The organism is Acinetobacter sp. S4397-1 (assembly GCF_024129285.1).
GTDB classification, from domain to species: Bacteria; Pseudomonadota; Gammaproteobacteria; order Pseudomonadales; family Moraxellaceae; genus Acinetobacter; species Acinetobacter lwoffii_C.
On record NZ_JAMXXZ010000007.1, the window covers coordinates 40742 to 57290 of the forward strand.

Here is a 16549-nt window from a genome sequence, read left to right on the forward strand (position 1 = left end):
ATCCAAAAAATGTCTTACTATAATTTGATAGGAGTATAGTCCATAAACAACTATGTCGTGAAGATGATTTTGTCATTTAGGAACTAAATACCTTAGAGGGGTGGATTGGTGTTTTAATATAAAAATAAGCGTGGTCAATAATTGCTTAAACCTATTAATTAAAACAAAAAAAATATTTCCCCAAAATCCTGCAAAAATCCATTATCCATTCGAGTTGAGTCTATTTATTGTGTGTCCATAGTGGCCACAGGAGAGCTTTTCATGAGTGGAAAAATTGATGTGCGCGAAATCGACGCTTTGGTCGATGCACAAAATGGACGTATCACGCCATCGATCTATACTGATCCTGACATTTACGAATTAGAACTTGAACGTGTCTTCGGTCGTACATGGTTATTTCTATGCCATGAAAGCCAAATTCCCAAGGCTGGTGATTTCTTCAATACCTATATGGGTGAAGATCCAATTATTGTGGCACGCCAAAAAGACGGCTCAATCAAAGCATTTTTAAACCAGTGCCGTCACCGTTCGATGCGGGTCAGCTTCGCAGACTGTGGTAATACTCGTGCATTTACTTGCCCATACCACGGCTGGTCATACGGTATTGATGGTTCACTCAAAGATATCCCGCTTGAAGAACGTGCTTATCCACATGGGGCATGTAAAGAACAATGGGGTCTGGTTGAAGTCAATCGTGTGAAGTCTTACAAAGGCTTAGTCTTCGGTTGCTGGGATGAAACCACACCTGATTTAGAAGAATACATGGGCGACATCGCCTGGTATCTGGATGGTGTGGTAGATCGTCGTCCGGGCGGGACAGAAATCATCGGTGGTGTACACAAATGGGAAATCGACTGTAACTGGAAATTTGCAGCGGAACAGTTTGCTTCTGACCAATACCATGCTTTGTTCTCTCACGCTTCTGCGATTCAAGTTCTGGGGGCAAAACCGGATGATGAATCCTCGAAGAAACTCGGTGCTGCGCAAACAGCGCGTCCGGTGTGGGAAACCGCCAAAGACGCGATTCAATATGGTTCACGCGGTCATGGTTCAGGCTTCTTCTTTACTGAAAAGCCGGATGCCAACGTATGGGTGGATGGTGAGGTAGCGAACTATTTCCGTGAAACTTATGAAGAAGTCAAAGAGCGTTTAGGTGAAGTGCGTGCGCTGCGTCTTGCAGGTCACAACACCATGTTCCCGACATTATCTTGGTTAAACGGTACGGCAACACTGCGCGTATGGCACCCACGTGGTCCAAACAAAACTGAAGTTTGGGCATTCTGTATTGCGGATGCTGAAGCGTCGCAGGAAGTAAAAGAAGCTTTTGAACGTTCGGCAACGCGTGCCTTCGGTCCGGCCGGTTTCCTTGAGCAGGATGACTCGGAAAACTGGATCGAAATCCAGAAAGTGCTTCGGGGTTATAAAGCGCGTCAAAACCGCCTGATCATGGAAATGGGTAAAGGTAACGAGAAAGTTCGTGAAGATGATATTCCGGGCATTACCAACTACATTTTCTCAGAAACTGCAGCACGTGGCATGTACCGTCGCTGGGCAGATTTATTGATCCATGAAAAATGGGAAGACGTGGAAAAAGCCGCTGACGAATACGAGAAGGAGCTTGTGAAATGAGTCAAATCAGCTTAGAACTGCATCACCAGATCAGTCAGTTCCTGTACCGCGAAGCAAAATTGCTGGACGACTGGAAGTTCCGCGAATGGCTGGACGTATTGGCAGAAGATATTTCATATACGCTGCGTACTACACCGAATGCGCAAACCCGTGACCGTCGCCGTTCGATTGAGCCGCCAACGACCTGGGTATTTAACGATTCTAAAGACCTGCTGGAACGCCGCGTTGCCCGTTTGGAAACCGGTATGGCCTGGGCGGAAGAACCTCCTTCACGTACTACACATATGGTGTCTAACATTATTGTGGAGCCGACTGAAGTTGACGGTGAATACGACGTGTATGTCACTTACCTGTTGTACCGCACCCAGAAAGAAAAAGATGTCACCATCTACTGCGGTAAGCGTCACGACAAAATCCGTCAGGTCGATTCCGAGCAAGGCTTCCAGATCTTCAACCGTAAGATCACACTGGACCAGGCGACTTATAACTCACACAACCTGAGCGTGTTCTTCTAATGAATAAGATTTTTGTTTGCCAAGTTGATGAACTGGACGAAGGCGAAGCGTTAAAAGTAGATTGTGGCGTAAACGGTATTGAAGCGCTGGCAGTATTCAATAACGGTGGTGAGTTTTTCGCCATGAACGACCGCTGTTCACATGGTAATGCCTCAATGTCTGAAGGTTATCTGGAAGATGACGGCACGGTGGAATGTCCACTTCATTCAGCGCGTTTCTGTCTAAAAACTGGTACAGCACTCTGCTTGCCAGCAACTGATCCGATTCAGACTTTCCCGGTAATTGTGGAAGATGGTCAGTTATTTGTTGAGATGGCAGGAGAGTAAGCATGGGTTGGCTACAAGGCGAAGTTGCACTGATCACGGGTGGCGGTTCAGGTCTCGGTTGGGCTCTGGTCGAACGTTTTCTGGAAGAGGGCGCACAAGTGGCGGTTCTTCAGCGCTCCCAGTCAAAAGTCGATGCGCTGAAAGCACACTTCGGAGATCGCGTGCTCGCAATCGCAGGTGATGTGGCCAGCTATGAAGACAACGTCCGTGCGGTGAATGCAACCGTAGCGCATTACGGAAAACTCGACTGTTTCGTGGGCAATGCCGGGATCTGGGATCATTATGCCGATATCGTCAATACTTCGGGCGAGCAGCTGGAAAAAGCCTTTGACGAAATCATGGGTATTAATACCAAATCTTTAATTCTGGGAGCGAAGGCTGCGCTGGATGCATTGATCGCTTCTGAAGGTTCTATCATATTTACTTTGTCTAATTCAGCACTGTACTCCGCTGGCGGAGGCCCTGTATATACTGCATCCAAGCATGCCGGTGTCGGGGTGATGAAGGAACTGGCTTATGAGCTTGCGCCTAAAGTACGAGTGAATGCGGTTGCACCCTCAGGTATGAATGTGAATATCAAAGGCGCGGCATCCTTGGGTCAGGATAATCTGGGCCTGCTGGATGCTCGCGACCCTGAGAAAATCGCACGTGGTATGCCACTGAATTTCTTGCCTGAACCGGAAGACATGACCGGTTCATACGTGCTCTTGGCATCGCGTCAAAATAACCGTCCACTGACCGGTGTTCTGATTAATGCAGAATGTGGTCTGGGAATTCGTGGCTTACGCCAGCCACGCGCCGGTTTCTTTGACGAATAAAAATCTAGTCTAGTCGAATGGACTTATCGGCAGCCTGTTCTGGGCTGCCTTCCTTATTCAGGAGTCTCTCATGGCCGTTAAACTCATTTGTGCATCGCACAGTCCGTTAATGGAATTTGCTTCACCGCAGGATCAATCTAAAGAGCAGAAAGTACGTGCTGCGTTTGAACAGTTGTCTGCTGAAGTAAAAGCCTATGATCCCACTCTCATTATCACATTTGGTCCAGACCATTTTAACGGTTTCTTCTATGACCTGATGCCAAGCTTCTGCGTGGGGATTCGTGCCAAAGCCGCAGGCGACTGGGATTATGGCAAGGACAATGACCACATTGATGTACCGGAAGATCGGGCACTGGCGCTGGTTCGCCGGGTGCTGGATGAAGGGGTCGACGTTGCATACTCCTACCGTATGCAGGCGGACCACGGGGTGACTCAGCCATTACATTTCCTGTGCGCAGGCAAGCTTGATCGTTATCCAACAATTCCGATTTTTATTAATGGCGCTGCAGCACCGATGCCGACCACCAAGCGCACCATCGCTTTGGGCCGTGCAGTTGGCCAGTTTATCAAGTCTTTAAACCTTGAAAATGAGCGCGTACTGGTGCTGGGTACAGGGGGGCTGTCCCATGATCCACCGACACCGCAAATGGGTTCAGTACCACCAGAAGTGGAAGAGTTTCTGATCGCTGGCCGTCACCCAACAGTTGAAGCCCGGGAGGCGCGTCAGGCAAAAATTATTGCTGTTGGTCAGAAACTCGCAGCAGGGGATACCTCGGTTGCAGTGCCACTCAGTCCGGAATGGGATGTCGCATTACTTGAAAAATTCAAGCAGGCCGACTTCGCTGCACTGGAAGCCATGACTGAAGCTGACATTCGCCGTGATGGGGGCCGTGGCGGTCAGGAAGTCCGTTCCTGGATGGCGGCTTTTGCTGCTTTAAGCGAAATAGGCGAATACGACATGACCACCCACTGCTATGAAGATATCAGTGAATGGATTGCCGGCTTTGGTATCGTATCTGCAGAGTTAAAAGGTTAATGACATGAGCAACATCGAAACCATCGTGATTGTAGGCGCAGGCCAGGCAGGTGCAAGCGCGATTTTAGAACTGCGTGGCAACAAGTTTGAAGGCAACATCATTCTGATTGGTGATGAAATACATTTGCCTTATGAGCGTCCGCCATTATCTAAAGACGTGATTTTAAAGCCGGCTGAGACCAAAATTGAAATCCTGTCCGAAGAAAAACTGGCAGATTTGGGTGTCGAGCATATCCGCGGCAATGGCGTGGTGAAAATCAATGCTGAAGCGCACACGGTTGAGCTGCAAAATGGTGACGTTGTTGCTTATGACAAGCTCTTGCTGGCCACCGGTGGTGCAGCACGCCGTTTGCCAAACTTCGATGCCTTAGGCAAGCACGTCTACACTTTGCGTAATCTGGAAGATTCACAAGCGCTGGTGCCTGTATTACAGCCGGGTCGCCGTATCATCCTGATCGGTGGTGGCGTGATCGGTCTGGAACTGGCCTCCAGTGCTCGCTTCAAAGACTGTGAAGTGACTGTGATTGAAATGGGTCCAATGGTCATGGGTCGTTCATCTCCACATATATTGAGCGAGTTTTTATTGGCTCAACAGCGTCTGGCTGGGGTCAATGTACGTCTTGAAACCAAGATTGCAGACTGCCGTCTTGAAGGTGAAGAAGTTGTCGTTACTCTTGAAGGTGGTGAAGAGCTGCGTGCTGATGCAGTTGTTTACGGTATCGGGATTGTACCTAATGCACAGCTGGCGATTGATGCCGGTTTAGCGGTGGATTGTGCGATTCAGGTGAATGAACACTGTCAAACGTCTCATCCTGATATTTATGCTGCCGGCGATGTAGCGACTCAGCTGCGTGACTGCGGCAATCATCGCCGTGTCGAAACCTGGGAAAATGCCAATCTGCAAGCCGGAATTTTTGCCCGTCATGTGATGGGGCTCGAGCAGCCAATGCCTAATCCGGCGTGGTTCTGGACCGATCAGCTCAATATCAACTACCAGTTCGTGGGTGATATGACAGCAAGCGAGTGGGTTGTACGTGGTGAAATGAATGCCGAGCAGGGGGCTGATTCATCATTTGTATTGTTTGGTGTCACAGATGGCATCATCGTCGGTGGCATCACGGTGAATGCGGCCAAAGACATGCGTCATCTGAAAAAACTGATCAGCAAGCAGGCGGCTTTTGAGGCGGATAAATATCTGGATTTAAGCCAGGATTTGCGTAAGCTGGTGAAGTAAGCTGAATGTTTAACAAAGGCAGATCTTGGGGAACTGGGGTCTGCTTTTTTTATGGCTACTTTATTTATTGTTTTGGCATGACCACTATTTATATTGCGACGTTTAATTACTTTGTGCAGTTGTGTCTTACTTTTCAAAGATGAAAAGTAACAAAAATCTTTTTGAGCGTTTGAAGATACTTCCTTGTATCCCAAACGCTCGAGCGGCATCCATGCCGCTTGTAATACTGCTAATCATGGATTTGAACAGAACTTTTGGTTTAATTCTTTTTATTATATTTAATTGAGTCATTTATGAATTCAAATTCATCTTCTATGCTGGTGACGGCAAGTATATATGCACTTTTGGTGCTGATTTGGGCAGCGACGCCGCTGGCGATTGTCTGGAGTGTGGCGGAGGTGCATCCGATGTGGGTGCTGATTATCCGTTATTTTGGTGCCTCCATCATTGCACTGCTAGTGCTCAAGCTGATGCGCGGTCCATTACCTTTTGACCGCACCTCGATGCAAAGCTATCTGGCCGGAAGCTTGAATTTAATTGGCGCCCAGCTGTTTATTTATCTGGCTGCCAACTATTTAACTTCAGGTCTGATGGCCCTGATTTTTGGGTTCTCACCGCTGATTGCCGGCTTGATCGGGCATGTGATTTTAAAAACCCATCGGCTGGTATGGCTGCAATGGCTGGGAATGGCGGTTGCGGTAGCTGGCCTGAGTTTTGTCTTTGCCGATTCGGCAGATTCAAAAATTAACCCGTGGGGCGTGGTCCTGATGCTGATCAGTATGGTGTCGTATATCAGTTCGATTTTCTGGGTCAAACAGATTAATGCACCGCTAAAACCAATGTCGCAAGCCACCGGTTCATTATTGGTGTCTGCGGCAGGTTCACTGTTATTAATCCCGTTTATCTGGCAGCATTTTCCTACGCAGATGCCAGGTACCCATGCCATGATCGGGTTCCTGTTTACCATGATCATGTCATCAATTGTGGCCATGCTGTGCTATTTCTGGCTGATCCGCCGTCTAGCTGCGTCTACCGTCTCTTTAAGTAATGTAATGACCCCGGTGATTGCACTGGTTCTGGGAGCCACACTCAACAATGAAATCATTAGCAGTCATGCTTTCGCCGGAATTGCGGTGGTGATGTTGGGCATTGTCATGTATTTCTGGAAAGAATGGCGCGAACAGTATTTTTCCAGAACTTAGTGGCACAGCAAACAGGAAGGGCCTCAGCTGTTCTTTTTAGAATTTCAGTGTGCCCAACCGCCCGGATCATCCATCAATCTCACGACGCTACAACAATTTGTAAAACAACTGCTGCTTATAAACTGATTAAAATACTGGTACATAAGACAAGAAAAGCTGAATGCAGCTTGTTTAGGACAGTTTCAGGATGTCTGAATCAAATAAAGTTGTGGTTTATGCTGCCCTGTTTGGGAATCTGACGATTGCAGTGGTGAAGTTTATTGCCGCCTATATGACCAGCAGTTCAGCAATGCTGAGTGAAGCCATCCATTCTGTGGTGGATACTTTAAATGAAATTTTGCTGCTGTATGGCATGAAAACCTCCCAAAAACCGGCAGATGCCCAACATCCTTTTGGCTATGGCCGTGAGTTGTATTTCTGGGCGTTTATTGTGGCTCTGATGGTCTTTGCCCTAGGCGCCATCGTTTCCATTTATCAGGGCATACAGCATATTTTACAGCCCGAGGAAATGCAGGACCCTGTCATTAACTATATTGTGCTGGGTATCGCAATTGTATGTGAAGGGTTTTCCTGGTGGGTGGCTTTAAAAGCCTTTCGCAAGCAGAAGGGCAAGCTCGGATATTTTGCCGCATTCCGACGCAGTAAAGATCCCACCACTTTTACCGTATTATTTGAAGATACTGCTGCCTTGACCGGCTTATTGATTGCCCTGGTCGGAATTTTCCTGGCCCATCAACTGAATATTCCCGAGCTGGATGGTGCAGCATCAATTCTGATTGGTGTTGTACTGGCGATTTCAGCCTGGCTTTTGGCGCAGAAAACCAAAGGTCTGTTACTCGGCGAAGTTGCAGATCCCAAACTGCGGGACCATGTTTTAAAAGTAGCCCAGCAGGATCATGCCGTTCATAGCGCCAACGGTCTGCTGACTGAACAGATGGGCGCGCATCAGGTGATCGTATTTTTAAGCCTGGAATTTAAAGATGATCTGACTTCAGATGAAATTGAACACTGTGTCAATCGGATAGAAGCCCAGATCAAACAGTTACATCCTGAAATTATTGCCCTCTTTGTCAAGCCGCAAACCAAGGCAGTATGGCTGGAACGCACCCGGGGCCGGGTCTAAACACCTAGCTCATCAGGTGAGGCTTCAGCTTAAGTGAATAGCGCCTATTGTAAAAGGATGGTTTATGCATTCAAGCCGGCTTTCTTTGAGAGCCAAAAGGCTGCTATATTTGAGCTGGGGTGTACATCAGGACAGCATATCGAAAGTCTGTTTAATCCGACCAGTAACTACTCGCAAAGTTTCGAAACTCTTCCTTTTTTGGTTTTTTTTGCTAAAAATAACAAAAACATAAATGAATACCCTGATCAGATTTCATAGTATGCTTAGATACGCAGGTATAGAAGTTGGTATGCTAATAACAAAGATACTTCGCTTGAGCGCCTCAAGTCGATGCTGTCTTGCATATAGCAAATAATAAATAGTGGATGTTTATGCAAGATTTTTTTAAAACTAAAAAGTTTCAGCTTGAGACCGAATCCAGTTGGAAGCATCTCTGGTCCAAGCCGGTATTTGACTATTTGCATTCAGCGCATTTTGATGGTCAACGGTTCAAAAATCTGGAGCCCTCTTCGCTTGAGCAGAGCCGCTTCGACTTGTATAAATGGTTATTTACCAGAAAGTCCAAAACCTGGGAAGTGAACCTGAAACAGGAGCAGGCCGACTTCCTGTCGCGTCCGCGTGCCTTGCCGCATCACCGCCCCGATGCTTCTTTGGATGACTGGCAAATCTGGTTTATCGGCCATGCCACGGTCCTGATCCAGATTGGGCCTTATAACTTTCTGACAGATCCGGTCTGGTCAGAATATGCCAGCCCGTTTTCATCCCGCGGTCCACAACGGGTGATTCCTGCCGGGATTGCCCTGGATGAATTGCCTCCAATTGATGCGGTGCTGCTTAGCCATAACCATTATGATCATATGGATCTGGCCACACTCGGCTGGTTGCATCACAATTTTAAGATGCCGATCTATACCGGTCTGGGAAATGCCTGGTATCTGCCTAAAGACTATAATGTGATTGAAATGGACTGGTGGGAGAACAGCTTTTTTCAAAATATTCGGATTGTGTATACACCTGCGCAGCATGCCTCAGGGCGCGGCATGCGTGATCAGAACTGTGCCTTATGGGGAGGATTTTCCTTGCTGCATGGTAAGGAACACTGTTTCTTTGCCGGCGACAGTGGCTATTCTTCGCATTTCAAGGAAATCCGCAAACGTCTGGGTGAGCCGCGAATTGCATTATTGCCTATCGGGGCCTATGAGCCGCGTGAGCTGATGCGTTATATCCATATGAACCCGGAAGATGCCTTTCATGCCCATCAGGACCTGCATGCGCGCTGTTCTCTGGCCATTCATTACCGGACCTTCCAGTTGACCGATGAAGACCGTGACCAGCCTGAAAATGTCCTGCAGGATATTATCCAGCATTCTTCCAAGTTAATTAACCCATTTTACTGTATTCGTGAAGGCAAGCGCATTATTGTCTAGCTGCTGGATGCTGTTCTAGGACGATGATGAGAAGAATCAGCAGGGCAGGCTTCATGATCGGTGGGCTAAATCCTGCTGTCCGTGTGATAGGGGAGCTAAGACCCATCAGCCAAAAAACATTCATCTCTCCAGAAAGTTCAAGCGAGAGTCTTGGCATAGCTCCCCCGATTCAGCCACCGTCCAACAATCCTGAGCCAAACCGTACAAAGTCGCTAAAAACTTAAGACTCATCCATCACATCTTCCAGAAAATGGCGCTTATTTTCACTAGAAGGCAGCAGGCAGCTGTTGGTTTTTCCAAACCACTGATAACGGTTTAAAGCAACCTGACGATACAGAAAATCGCGTGCAACGCGTGGAATAATATACCCGATATTCATGAATGAAAAAGGCAAGCCGAGTTGCTGCATGACTTTTAGCACAGCAATTGACTCGGTATAAAGCTGCCCCTCTTGAATGACGAGCAGCGTCGTATACTGCTCCGTTGACATCTGATAATGCTGAAGCAGAGCAAAGCCTAAGGGAGATTGTGCAGAGACCAATTTAAACTGGATTTTTCGGTCATATCGGATTAAAAAACGTGCCCAGCGCGTGCAGATGACACACACGGCATCAAATAAAATAATGTCGTATTTTTGAATGATGTCTTCTATCGTCTTGCGCATGGTTATACTTGTTTTGTGATGGACTGTTTTCATATTGCATGAGCGACCAACAAAAAACCACCCGAAGGTGGTTTTTTACGCTCTTCACTCAAGTTTTAGAGAAAACTTGGTAAGTTTTTCGCAGGATCACTTTCACGCGCGGCTTGTGCATCGGCCACAGTCATGCCCAATGCTTTGGCGACACCTTCACCGTATGCAGGTTCACATGCATAGCAATTACGGATATGGCGGTATTTGATGAAATCCAGTGCATCCCCCATCGCGCCGGCAGTGTTATTGAACAAGGCCTGTTTTTGTTCATCGTTCATCAAGTTGAACAGGGCTCGTGGCTGGCTGAAATAATCGTTGTCGTCTTGGCGATAATCCCAGAAATCCGCATCACCGGTAATTTTCAGTGGGGGTTCTCTGAACTCTGGTTGTTCCTGCCATTGGCTGAAACTGTTTGGCTCATAATGGGGCAATGAGCCATAGTTGCCATCCACACGGCCCTGACCGTCACGGCGGTTCGAATGCACAGGACAACGCGCAGCATTGACCGGAATTTGTGAATGATTCACGCCAACACGGTAGCGCACAGCATCGGCATAGTTCACCAAACGGGCCTGTAACATGCGGTCCGGTGAATAGCTGATCCCTGGAACCAGATTACTTGGTGCAAATGCCGCCTGTTCCACATCCTGGAAATAGTTTTCAGGGTTGCGGTTCAACTCGAACTCACCCACTTCAATCAGTGGATAGTCGCCTTTTGGCCAGACTTTGGTCAGGTCAAATGGATGATAGGGGACTTTTTCTGCCTCTGTTTCCGGCATGATCTGCACGTACATTGTCCATTTCGGGAAATCGCCACGCTCAATGGCATCAAATAGGTCGGTCTGGCTGCTTTCCCGGTCTTTGGCAATCAGCGCTGCTGCTTCAGCATCGGTCAGGTTTTGAATGCCTTGCTGGGTGCGCATGTGGAATTTCACCCAGAAGCGCTCATTTTGGGCATTAATAAAGCTGTAGGTATGGCTGCCGAAACCGTGCATATGACGATAGCCATCTGGAATGCCGCGGTCTGACATCACAATCGTCACCTGATGCAGGGCTTCAGGCAATAAAGTCCAGAAATCCCAGTTATTGGTGGCACTGCGCTTGTTGGTTTTTGGATCGCGTTTAACCGCTTTGTTTAAATCCGGGAATTTGCGAGGATCACGCAGGAAGAATACCGGGGTATTGTTGCCGACTAAGTCCCAGTTCCCTTCTTCCGTATAGAATTTCAGGGCAAAACCGCGAATATCACGTTCGGCATCAGCTGCGCCACGTTCACCCGCTACGGTAGAAAAACGCGCGAACATCTCGGTTTTTTTACCTACTGCAGAGAAGATCTTGGCACGGGTATAGCGGGTAATGTCATGGGTGACGGTAAAGGTACCGAAAGCGCCCGAACCTTTGGCATGCATACGACGCTCAGGAATCACTTCACGCACAAAGTTTGCCAGTTTTTCATTCAGCCATAAATCTTGGGCGAGCACGGGGCCACGAGCACCAGCTGTCATGCTGTTCTGATTGTCTACAACAGGCGCACCAGCTTCAGTGGTAAGGTGCGTGACAGGACATTTTTTAGAGTCATCGCTCATTGTATATCTCCATTATTATCATCATATTTTGAGGACTGCGAGAAGAATCTATGCAGAGTATCACGCTCAATCCAATATGAACCGTTCTGTAAATTGATTTTAAAGTGGCGTTGCTATAGCGATGCGATCTTCAAAAACCGAAAAATTAAAAAATGCAAAAATGTCTAGAAGCAAAATAACATGAAAGTTGTGGTTATCTTATTGCTCTAAGCGGAGTGTTAGACTCTGAGATTAATCAGAATTATGCATTTTGACAAATAGAATATTATGTTTGCATTAACCGTTTATTTCGATCATTCAAGTTTTTGTTATTTATTTGAAATTAAATGAATTGACGGGTCTGGCGAGTTGTAGTGGATGGCTCCGTTACAGCAGTCTTGGCCTAGGTCATCTGGCATATAGAAGCTATACAGCACATGCGCCTCGCTGATTTTCCATAGAAAATTTTTATTTTAAAAACTGCCTATGCGGGGGCGATTTATTGACTATACTGGGATGAAAACAGCCATAAAAATAAAACAGGAATGAGAGCAATGCAGACATGGACGACCCATCAAATTCACAACCAGTTTGATGAAAAGCAGGATTATAATTTATTTGAAACCGATATCGTATTACAGCAAATTTTACAGCGCTATGGCAGCCAAGATCAGGCCACCTTGTCTAAAATGGCACAAATGGCCGGTTCAGCCGAATATTATCAACATGCCGAACTGGCCAATCAACATCCTCCCATCTTGCATGCCTTTGATGCCCGTGGCCGTCGTAAAGATTTCATTGAATTTCATCCCTCCTGGCACAAATGGATGGGCTTGAACCGTCACTTCGACACACATGCCTATCCCTTTAACCACCCGCAATCTCCATCCAGATGGGTGGAGTGGGCGGCTCGATTTTATCTGGCTGGACAGATCGAATGTGGCAACCTGTGCCCCAATTCCATGACGCTGGGCAGTATTCCGCTCATCCAGCGTGAACCTGAGCTATGGGCAAAGCTGGGTGATCAACTGTTATCGACTGAATACGATGAGCGCGATGTACCGATTGCCCAGAAAAAATCAATTTGGCTAGGCATGGGCATGACCGAGAAGCAAGGTGGTTCAGATGTGCGGGCGAATCAGACCGTTGCTGTACCGATTGCGGAGCCGGGCCGTGGCAAAGCCTATGTGCTGACCGGACATAAATGGTTTTTTTCTGCGCCGATGTGTGATGCACATTTGGTGGTGGCGAAAACCGAGCAGGAAGGATTGGCCTGCTTCTTTGTACCACGCTGGCTGGACGATGGCACAAAAAATAATATTCATGTGCAGCGCTTAAAAGACAAAGTCGGCAATCGCAGTAATTCCAGTTCCGAGGTCGAATTTAATCAGGCCTGGGGCATAATGATTGGTGAAGCCGGGCGTGGGATTCCCACGATTATCGAAATGGCGAATTACACTCGGCTTACCTGTTCGGTGGGCAGTACGGCCATGCTGCGCCAAGCTCTGGTACAATGCCTTGCCTATACCCGTCAGCGTAAGGCTTTTGGCAAGCATTTGGTTGAACAGCCCTTGATGCGCGCCGTGTTGGCAGATTTGGCTTTAGAAACTGAAGCGGCCATGCAACTTAGTTTCCATTTGGCGCATTGTTATGAATCCGATGATGCCTTAGCACTGGCATGGAAACGCATCATGACACCGGCATCTAAATTCTGGATTTGCAAACGGGCTGTCGAGCTGACAGGCGAGGCGATGGAAGTCTTGGGCGGTAATGGTTATGTTGACGATGGTATTATGGCGCGCATCTTTAAAGAAGCCCCGGTAAATACCATTTGGGAAGGTTCAGGCAATGTCATGTGTCTGGATGTACTGCGTGCCATTGCACGTGAACCTGAGTCGATGGAAATGCTGTTTAAAGACTGGGCATCTACCGCTATGCACAATGAAACGCTAAAAACGGAATTGCAGTCTTTATTTAAACTCTTCCAGCAGCCGCCCGAGGAATTACAGTTTATGGGACGCAGTCTGGTCAGCCGTCTGGTGATTTTGGCCCAAGCGGTGTTGCTGACACGTCATGCCCCGGACTATGTAGCTGATGGATTTATTCAAACCCGCTATAGCGGTTTTCATGGCCGTGTGGCGGGAATGATTGAGGCGAAGCAGGTGGATGTGGAACGGGTGTTGGGGCGGGTCTTGGCAGCTTAAGAACCTGTCTTCTATTTTCTGGATGCTGTAATCCGCCCAGCTTGGCTGAATAAAAAACCATTGTACAATGTACAAAAAAGCGTATGATCAGCTTTTCTCAAGCTCATGGAAATGAGCGCCTACATGCAAGAAATAATGCAAGCTGACCGGGCTTGAATTTAAACCCTATGAACCCATTAATCCTATAGGCAATAACTGAAATCCACAGGATTTGCAGGTTGACTCAACCGAAAACCTGAACCGAGACTAAAACTCATCAACTGAAAAAGGACAGCGCGATGGCAAAGAAAAAAGCACTGCCAGAAGTGGTTATTCACAACTTCGTGGCGAAACACATGCATGAGGTCAACAAGAGTCAGGTCTTTGTAGACCGGAAGAAAAATGCGAAACGTGGCTACACCAAGCACAAACAAGGGCGATATCAACAAGATGATCGCCCTTTTTTATTACTGCATTTTTTGGCGGCTGGTGTTTAAGCCCCGACAATCCGGGTGGTTGCTTTCACCATATCCCCCAGCCCATGGGTTTTAAAATAATATTCAATCCGGCTTTTCACCACCAGAGGATTATCCATTTTTAAGGCATGTGCCAGCATCTCTTGCGCATCGTTCATCGGTACATGACAGATCGCCTTGCGGACCCGCAAAATATTACTGGAACTCATCGACAGGGTATTAAAGCCCATTGCCATCAATAGAATTGCAGAAAGCGGATCTCCTGCCATTTCACCACAAATACTGACCGGCTTTTCATTGCGATGACAGTCTTGAACCAGACGGTCCAGCGCGCGTAAGACAGCAGGATGCAAATGAGAATAGACATTGGCCACCCGCGGATTATTACGGTCAACTGCCAGCAAGTACTGGGTCAGGTCATTGGAGCCGACCGAAAAAAAGTCCACCAGTTCCGAGAACTCATCAATCTGATATAAGATACTGGGCACTTCCACCATAATACCGATTTTGGGTTTGGTAATTTTGACCTGTTCTTCTTCCTGAACGGCATGATGGTCGCGTTCCAGCAAATATAAAGCTTCTTCGACTTCGCTGACACTGGTCACCATTGGCAGCAGAATATGCAGATTATTCAGCCCGATACTGGCTTTCAGCATGGCGCGAATCTGGGAAGAGAAAATCTCCGGATGATCGAGGGTAAAACGGATGCCACGCCAGCCCAAGGCTGAATTTTCTTCTTCAATGGAAAAATAAGGCAGATCCTTGTCGGCACCAATATCCAGGGTACGCATGACCACCGGTTTGTTGGCAAAATGGCTCAGCTGCTGACGGTAAATGGCGCGTTGCTCTTCTTCACCAGGAAAGCGATCTCGCAGCATAAAAGGAATTTCAGAGCGATAAAGGCCAACGCCTTTGGCACCCCGTTGAACGCCACGAACCACATCAATCATCAGGCCGGTATTGACATACAGTTTCACCACAATGCCATCTGGGGTAATGGTATCTTTGGTTTCATACTGCCGCAGGTCTTTGGCAATCAGTTCTTCTTCTTTTTGAATTTCTTTATAACGGGTACGCAGGCGGCGCGGCGGATTGATAAACACCCGGCCCTGATGTGCATCCACAATCATTTCTACATCATCAATGCTACTGATTGGCAGCTCGGTCACCCCGACCACGGTAGGAATACCGAGGGCGCGTGCCACAATAACCATATGCGAGTTCATGGCCCCTTCAGAGGTTACAATCGCTGCAATCTTATCGACCGGCAATTCGACCAGGGCAGCCGTCGAAATTTCTTCACCAATCAGGATACTTTCGTCGGTCAGTTCACGGTGGCTGGAATCCGCTTCCTGTAAGCGTGCCAGAATGCGCCGTCCCAGATCTTTCAGATCTGCAACCCGTTCCCGCAAATAGTCATCTTCCATCTGGGCGAACTGGGCCACATGGCTATCAATTACAATACGGACTGCGCCTTGTGCCCAGTTTCCATCACGAATTTCAGCTTTAATTTCAGCCGGCAGGGCATTTTCATCCAGCATGCGCAGGAACACACTAAACAGGGCGCGTTCTTCGGCCATCAGTGCATCCTGCATTTTTTCATCCAGCGCCTGAATTTCTTCACGCACTGAATCTAGGGCATTGTCCAGAAGCTGTAATTCTTCACTAATATCGTCGGCTTCGCGATCTGGTACAGCGGCCAGATCGGCGGGCGGATAGAGAATAACAGCGCGGCCCAGTGCAATTCCGCCAGAGCCGGAGATTCCCTGAAAGGTTTTATAGGCAGGCAGATTGCTGGGCTTGCGAAAGACATCAATATTGCCAACCGCGTGGGCATGTGCAATCACGCCCGACAACTGGGCACAAAGCGTGACCAGAAAAGATTCCGCTGCTTCAGAAAAATCCTGAGGTTCTTTGTTCTGGACCACCAGTACACCCATCACTTTGCGACGGTACATGACCGGCACGCCGAGAAAAGAGTTATAAATCTCTTCTCCGGTTGCAGGCAGGTACATAAAGCGTTCGTGTTTGGAGGCATTATCGAGGTTGACGATTTCTTCACGCTGCCCGACCAGACCCACCAGACCTTCACTGGTATGCAAGGAGACATGGCCGACAGACTCAGAGTTTAGACCCTTAGAAGCCATCAATAGATAACGCTGGTTGCGTTCATCCAGTAGATAGATGGAGCAGACATCCACATGCATGGCGGCAGCCACATGATTGACCATAATCTCGAGAGATTCATGCAAACTGGCCGAAGCATTGATTTCTTGAACAATGCGTCTTAAAGTGTCCAGTTGCATATTTGACATCAGTTC

The 16549-nt window shown here is 47.7% G+C and carries 14 protein-coding genes; 11 read left to right on the plus strand and 3 right to left on the minus strand.

From position 1 onward, the window contains the following. Positions 1-261: 261 nt before the first annotated feature. The 9 genes from hcaE (at position 262) to NI467_RS05800 (ending at position 9310) form a co-directional block, all read left to right on the plus strand. A complete protein-coding gene (gene hcaE / locus NI467_RS05760; RefSeq protein ID WP_151205625.1) occupies positions 262-1629 on the plus strand; it encodes a 3-phenylpropionate/cinnamic acid dioxygenase subunit alpha in 1368 nt (455 codons plus the stop codon). Further along, entirely contained in the window at positions 1626-2144 is a 519-nt protein-coding gene (gene hcaF, locus NI467_RS05765; RefSeq protein WP_151207093.1) for a 3-phenylpropionate/cinnamic acid dioxygenase subunit beta, read from the plus strand. Before hcaE ends, hcaF begins: the two co-directional genes overlap by 4 nt. After that, positions 2144-2470 carry a 3-phenylpropionate/cinnamic acid dioxygenase ferredoxin subunit gene (gene hcaC / locus NI467_RS05770; protein WP_151205623.1) on the plus strand — a complete coding sequence of 109 codons (327 nt, stop codon included), beginning with the start codon at positions 2144-2146 and terminating at the stop codon, positions 2468-2470. Before hcaF ends, hcaC begins: the two co-directional genes overlap by 1 nt. 2 nt (positions 2471-2472) lie before the next feature. Next, the gene (hcaB, locus tag NI467_RS05775; RefSeq protein WP_253151599.1) at positions 2473-3288 is read left to right on the plus strand and encodes a 3-phenylpropionate-dihydrodiol/cinnamic acid-dihydrodiol dehydrogenase; all 816 of its coding nucleotides are present in this window, start codon (positions 2473-2475) and stop codon (positions 3286-3288) included. A gap of 70 nt (positions 3289-3358) precedes the next feature. Then, on the plus strand, positions 3359-4324 hold the full coding sequence (locus tag NI467_RS05780; RefSeq protein ID WP_151207089.1) for a 3-carboxyethylcatechol 2,3-dioxygenase: 966 nt from the start codon (positions 3359-3361) through the stop codon (positions 4322-4324). Between the two features lie 4 nt (positions 4325-4328). After that, positions 4329-5558, plus strand: coding sequence for a 3-phenylpropionate/cinnamic acid dioxygenase ferredoxin--NAD(+) reductase subunit (gene hcaD / locus NI467_RS05785; RefSeq protein ID WP_253151600.1), 1230 nt, complete (start codon positions 4329-4331; stop codon positions 5556-5558). 293 nt (positions 5559-5851) lie between these two features. After that, positions 5852-6760 carry a DMT family transporter gene (locus NI467_RS05790; RefSeq protein WP_151204028.1) on the plus strand — a complete coding sequence of 303 codons (909 nt, stop codon included), beginning with the start codon at positions 5852-5854 and terminating at the stop codon, positions 6758-6760. Between the two features lie 187 nt (positions 6761-6947). Beyond that, positions 6948-7883 (plus strand): cation diffusion facilitator family transporter, encoded by a 936-nt coding sequence (locus NI467_RS05795; RefSeq protein ID WP_253151602.1) that lies wholly within the window; start codon positions 6948-6950, stop codon positions 7881-7883. 371 nt (positions 7884-8254) lie between these two features. Beyond that, complete coding sequence (locus tag NI467_RS05800) at positions 8255-9310, plus strand: MBL fold metallo-hydrolase (protein ID WP_253151604.1); 1056 nt, start codon at positions 8255-8257, stop codon at positions 9308-9310. 220 nt (positions 9311-9530) lie between these two features. Here NI467_RS05800 and NI467_RS05805 read toward each other — a convergent pair whose 3' ends face one another. After that, positions 9531-9974 carry a thiol-disulfide oxidoreductase DCC family protein gene (locus NI467_RS05805; RefSeq protein ID WP_253151606.1) on the minus strand — a complete coding sequence of 148 codons (444 nt, stop codon included), beginning with the start codon at positions 9972-9974 and terminating at the stop codon, positions 9531-9533. A gap of 95 nt (positions 9975-10069) precedes the next feature. Then, complete coding sequence (locus tag NI467_RS05810; RefSeq protein ID WP_253151608.1) at positions 10070-11590, minus strand: catalase; 1521 nt, start codon at positions 11588-11590, stop codon at positions 10070-10072. A 533-nt stretch (positions 11591-12123) separates the two neighbouring features. Here NI467_RS05810 and NI467_RS05815 point away from each other — a divergent pair. Further along, positions 12124-13773: an acyl-CoA dehydrogenase family protein gene (locus tag NI467_RS05815; RefSeq protein WP_253151616.1), complete on the plus strand. Its 1650-nt coding sequence runs from the start codon at positions 12124-12126 to the stop codon at positions 13771-13773. A gap of 278 nt (positions 13774-14051) precedes the next feature. Then, positions 14052-14249: a hypothetical protein gene (locus NI467_RS05820; protein WP_151204022.1), complete on the plus strand. Its 198-nt coding sequence runs from the start codon at positions 14052-14054 to the stop codon at positions 14247-14249. Here the strand turns inward: NI467_RS05820 and ptsP are convergent. After that, on the minus strand, positions 14246-16543 hold the full coding sequence (gene ptsP, locus NI467_RS05825; protein WP_151207072.1) for a phosphoenolpyruvate--protein phosphotransferase: 2298 nt from the start codon (positions 16541-16543) through the stop codon (positions 14246-14248). The two genes, NI467_RS05820 and ptsP, sit on opposite strands and share 4 nt — an antisense overlap. Positions 16544-16549: the final 6 nt, after the last annotated feature.

Coding starts and splice junctions, on each gene's coding strand:
- NI467_RS05815 (WP_253151616.1), top strand. CDS start 12,124: ATGCAGACATGGACGACCCATCAAATTCACAACCAGTTTGATGAAAAG.
- hcaB (WP_253151599.1), top strand. CDS start 2,473: ATGGGTTGGCTACAAGGCGAAGTTGCACTGATCACGGGTGGCGGTTCA.
- NI467_RS05790 (WP_151204028.1), top strand. CDS start 5,852: ATGAATTCAAATTCATCTTCTATGCTGGTGACGGCAAGTATATATGCA.
- ptsP (WP_151207072.1), bottom strand. CDS start 16,543: ATGTCAAATATGCAACTGGACACTTTAAGACGCATTGTTCAAGAAATC.
- NI467_RS05820 (WP_151204022.1), top strand. CDS start 14,052: ATGGCAAAGAAAAAAGCACTGCCAGAAGTGGTTATTCACAACTTCGTG.
- NI467_RS05795 (WP_253151602.1), top strand. CDS start 6,948: ATGTCTGAATCAAATAAAGTTGTGGTTTATGCTGCCCTGTTTGGGAAT.
- NI467_RS05800 (WP_253151604.1), top strand. CDS start 8,255: ATGCAAGATTTTTTTAAAACTAAAAAGTTTCAGCTTGAGACCGAATCC.
- hcaD (WP_253151600.1), top strand. CDS start 4,329: ATGAGCAACATCGAAACCATCGTGATTGTAGGCGCAGGCCAGGCAGGT.
- hcaE (WP_151205625.1), top strand. CDS start 262: ATGAGTGGAAAAATTGATGTGCGCGAAATCGACGCTTTGGTCGATGCA.
- NI467_RS05805 (WP_253151606.1), bottom strand. CDS start 9,974: ATGCGCAAGACGATAGAAGACATCATTCAAAAATACGACATTATTTTA.
- NI467_RS05810 (WP_253151608.1), bottom strand. CDS start 11,590: ATGAGCGATGACTCTAAAAAATGTCCTGTCACGCACCTTACCACTGAA.
- NI467_RS05780 (WP_151207089.1), top strand. CDS start 3,359: ATGGCCGTTAAACTCATTTGTGCATCGCACAGTCCGTTAATGGAATTT.
- hcaF (WP_151207093.1), top strand. CDS start 1,626: ATGAGTCAAATCAGCTTAGAACTGCATCACCAGATCAGTCAGTTCCTG.
- hcaC (WP_151205623.1), top strand. CDS start 2,144: ATGAATAAGATTTTTGTTTGCCAAGTTGATGAACTGGACGAAGGCGAA.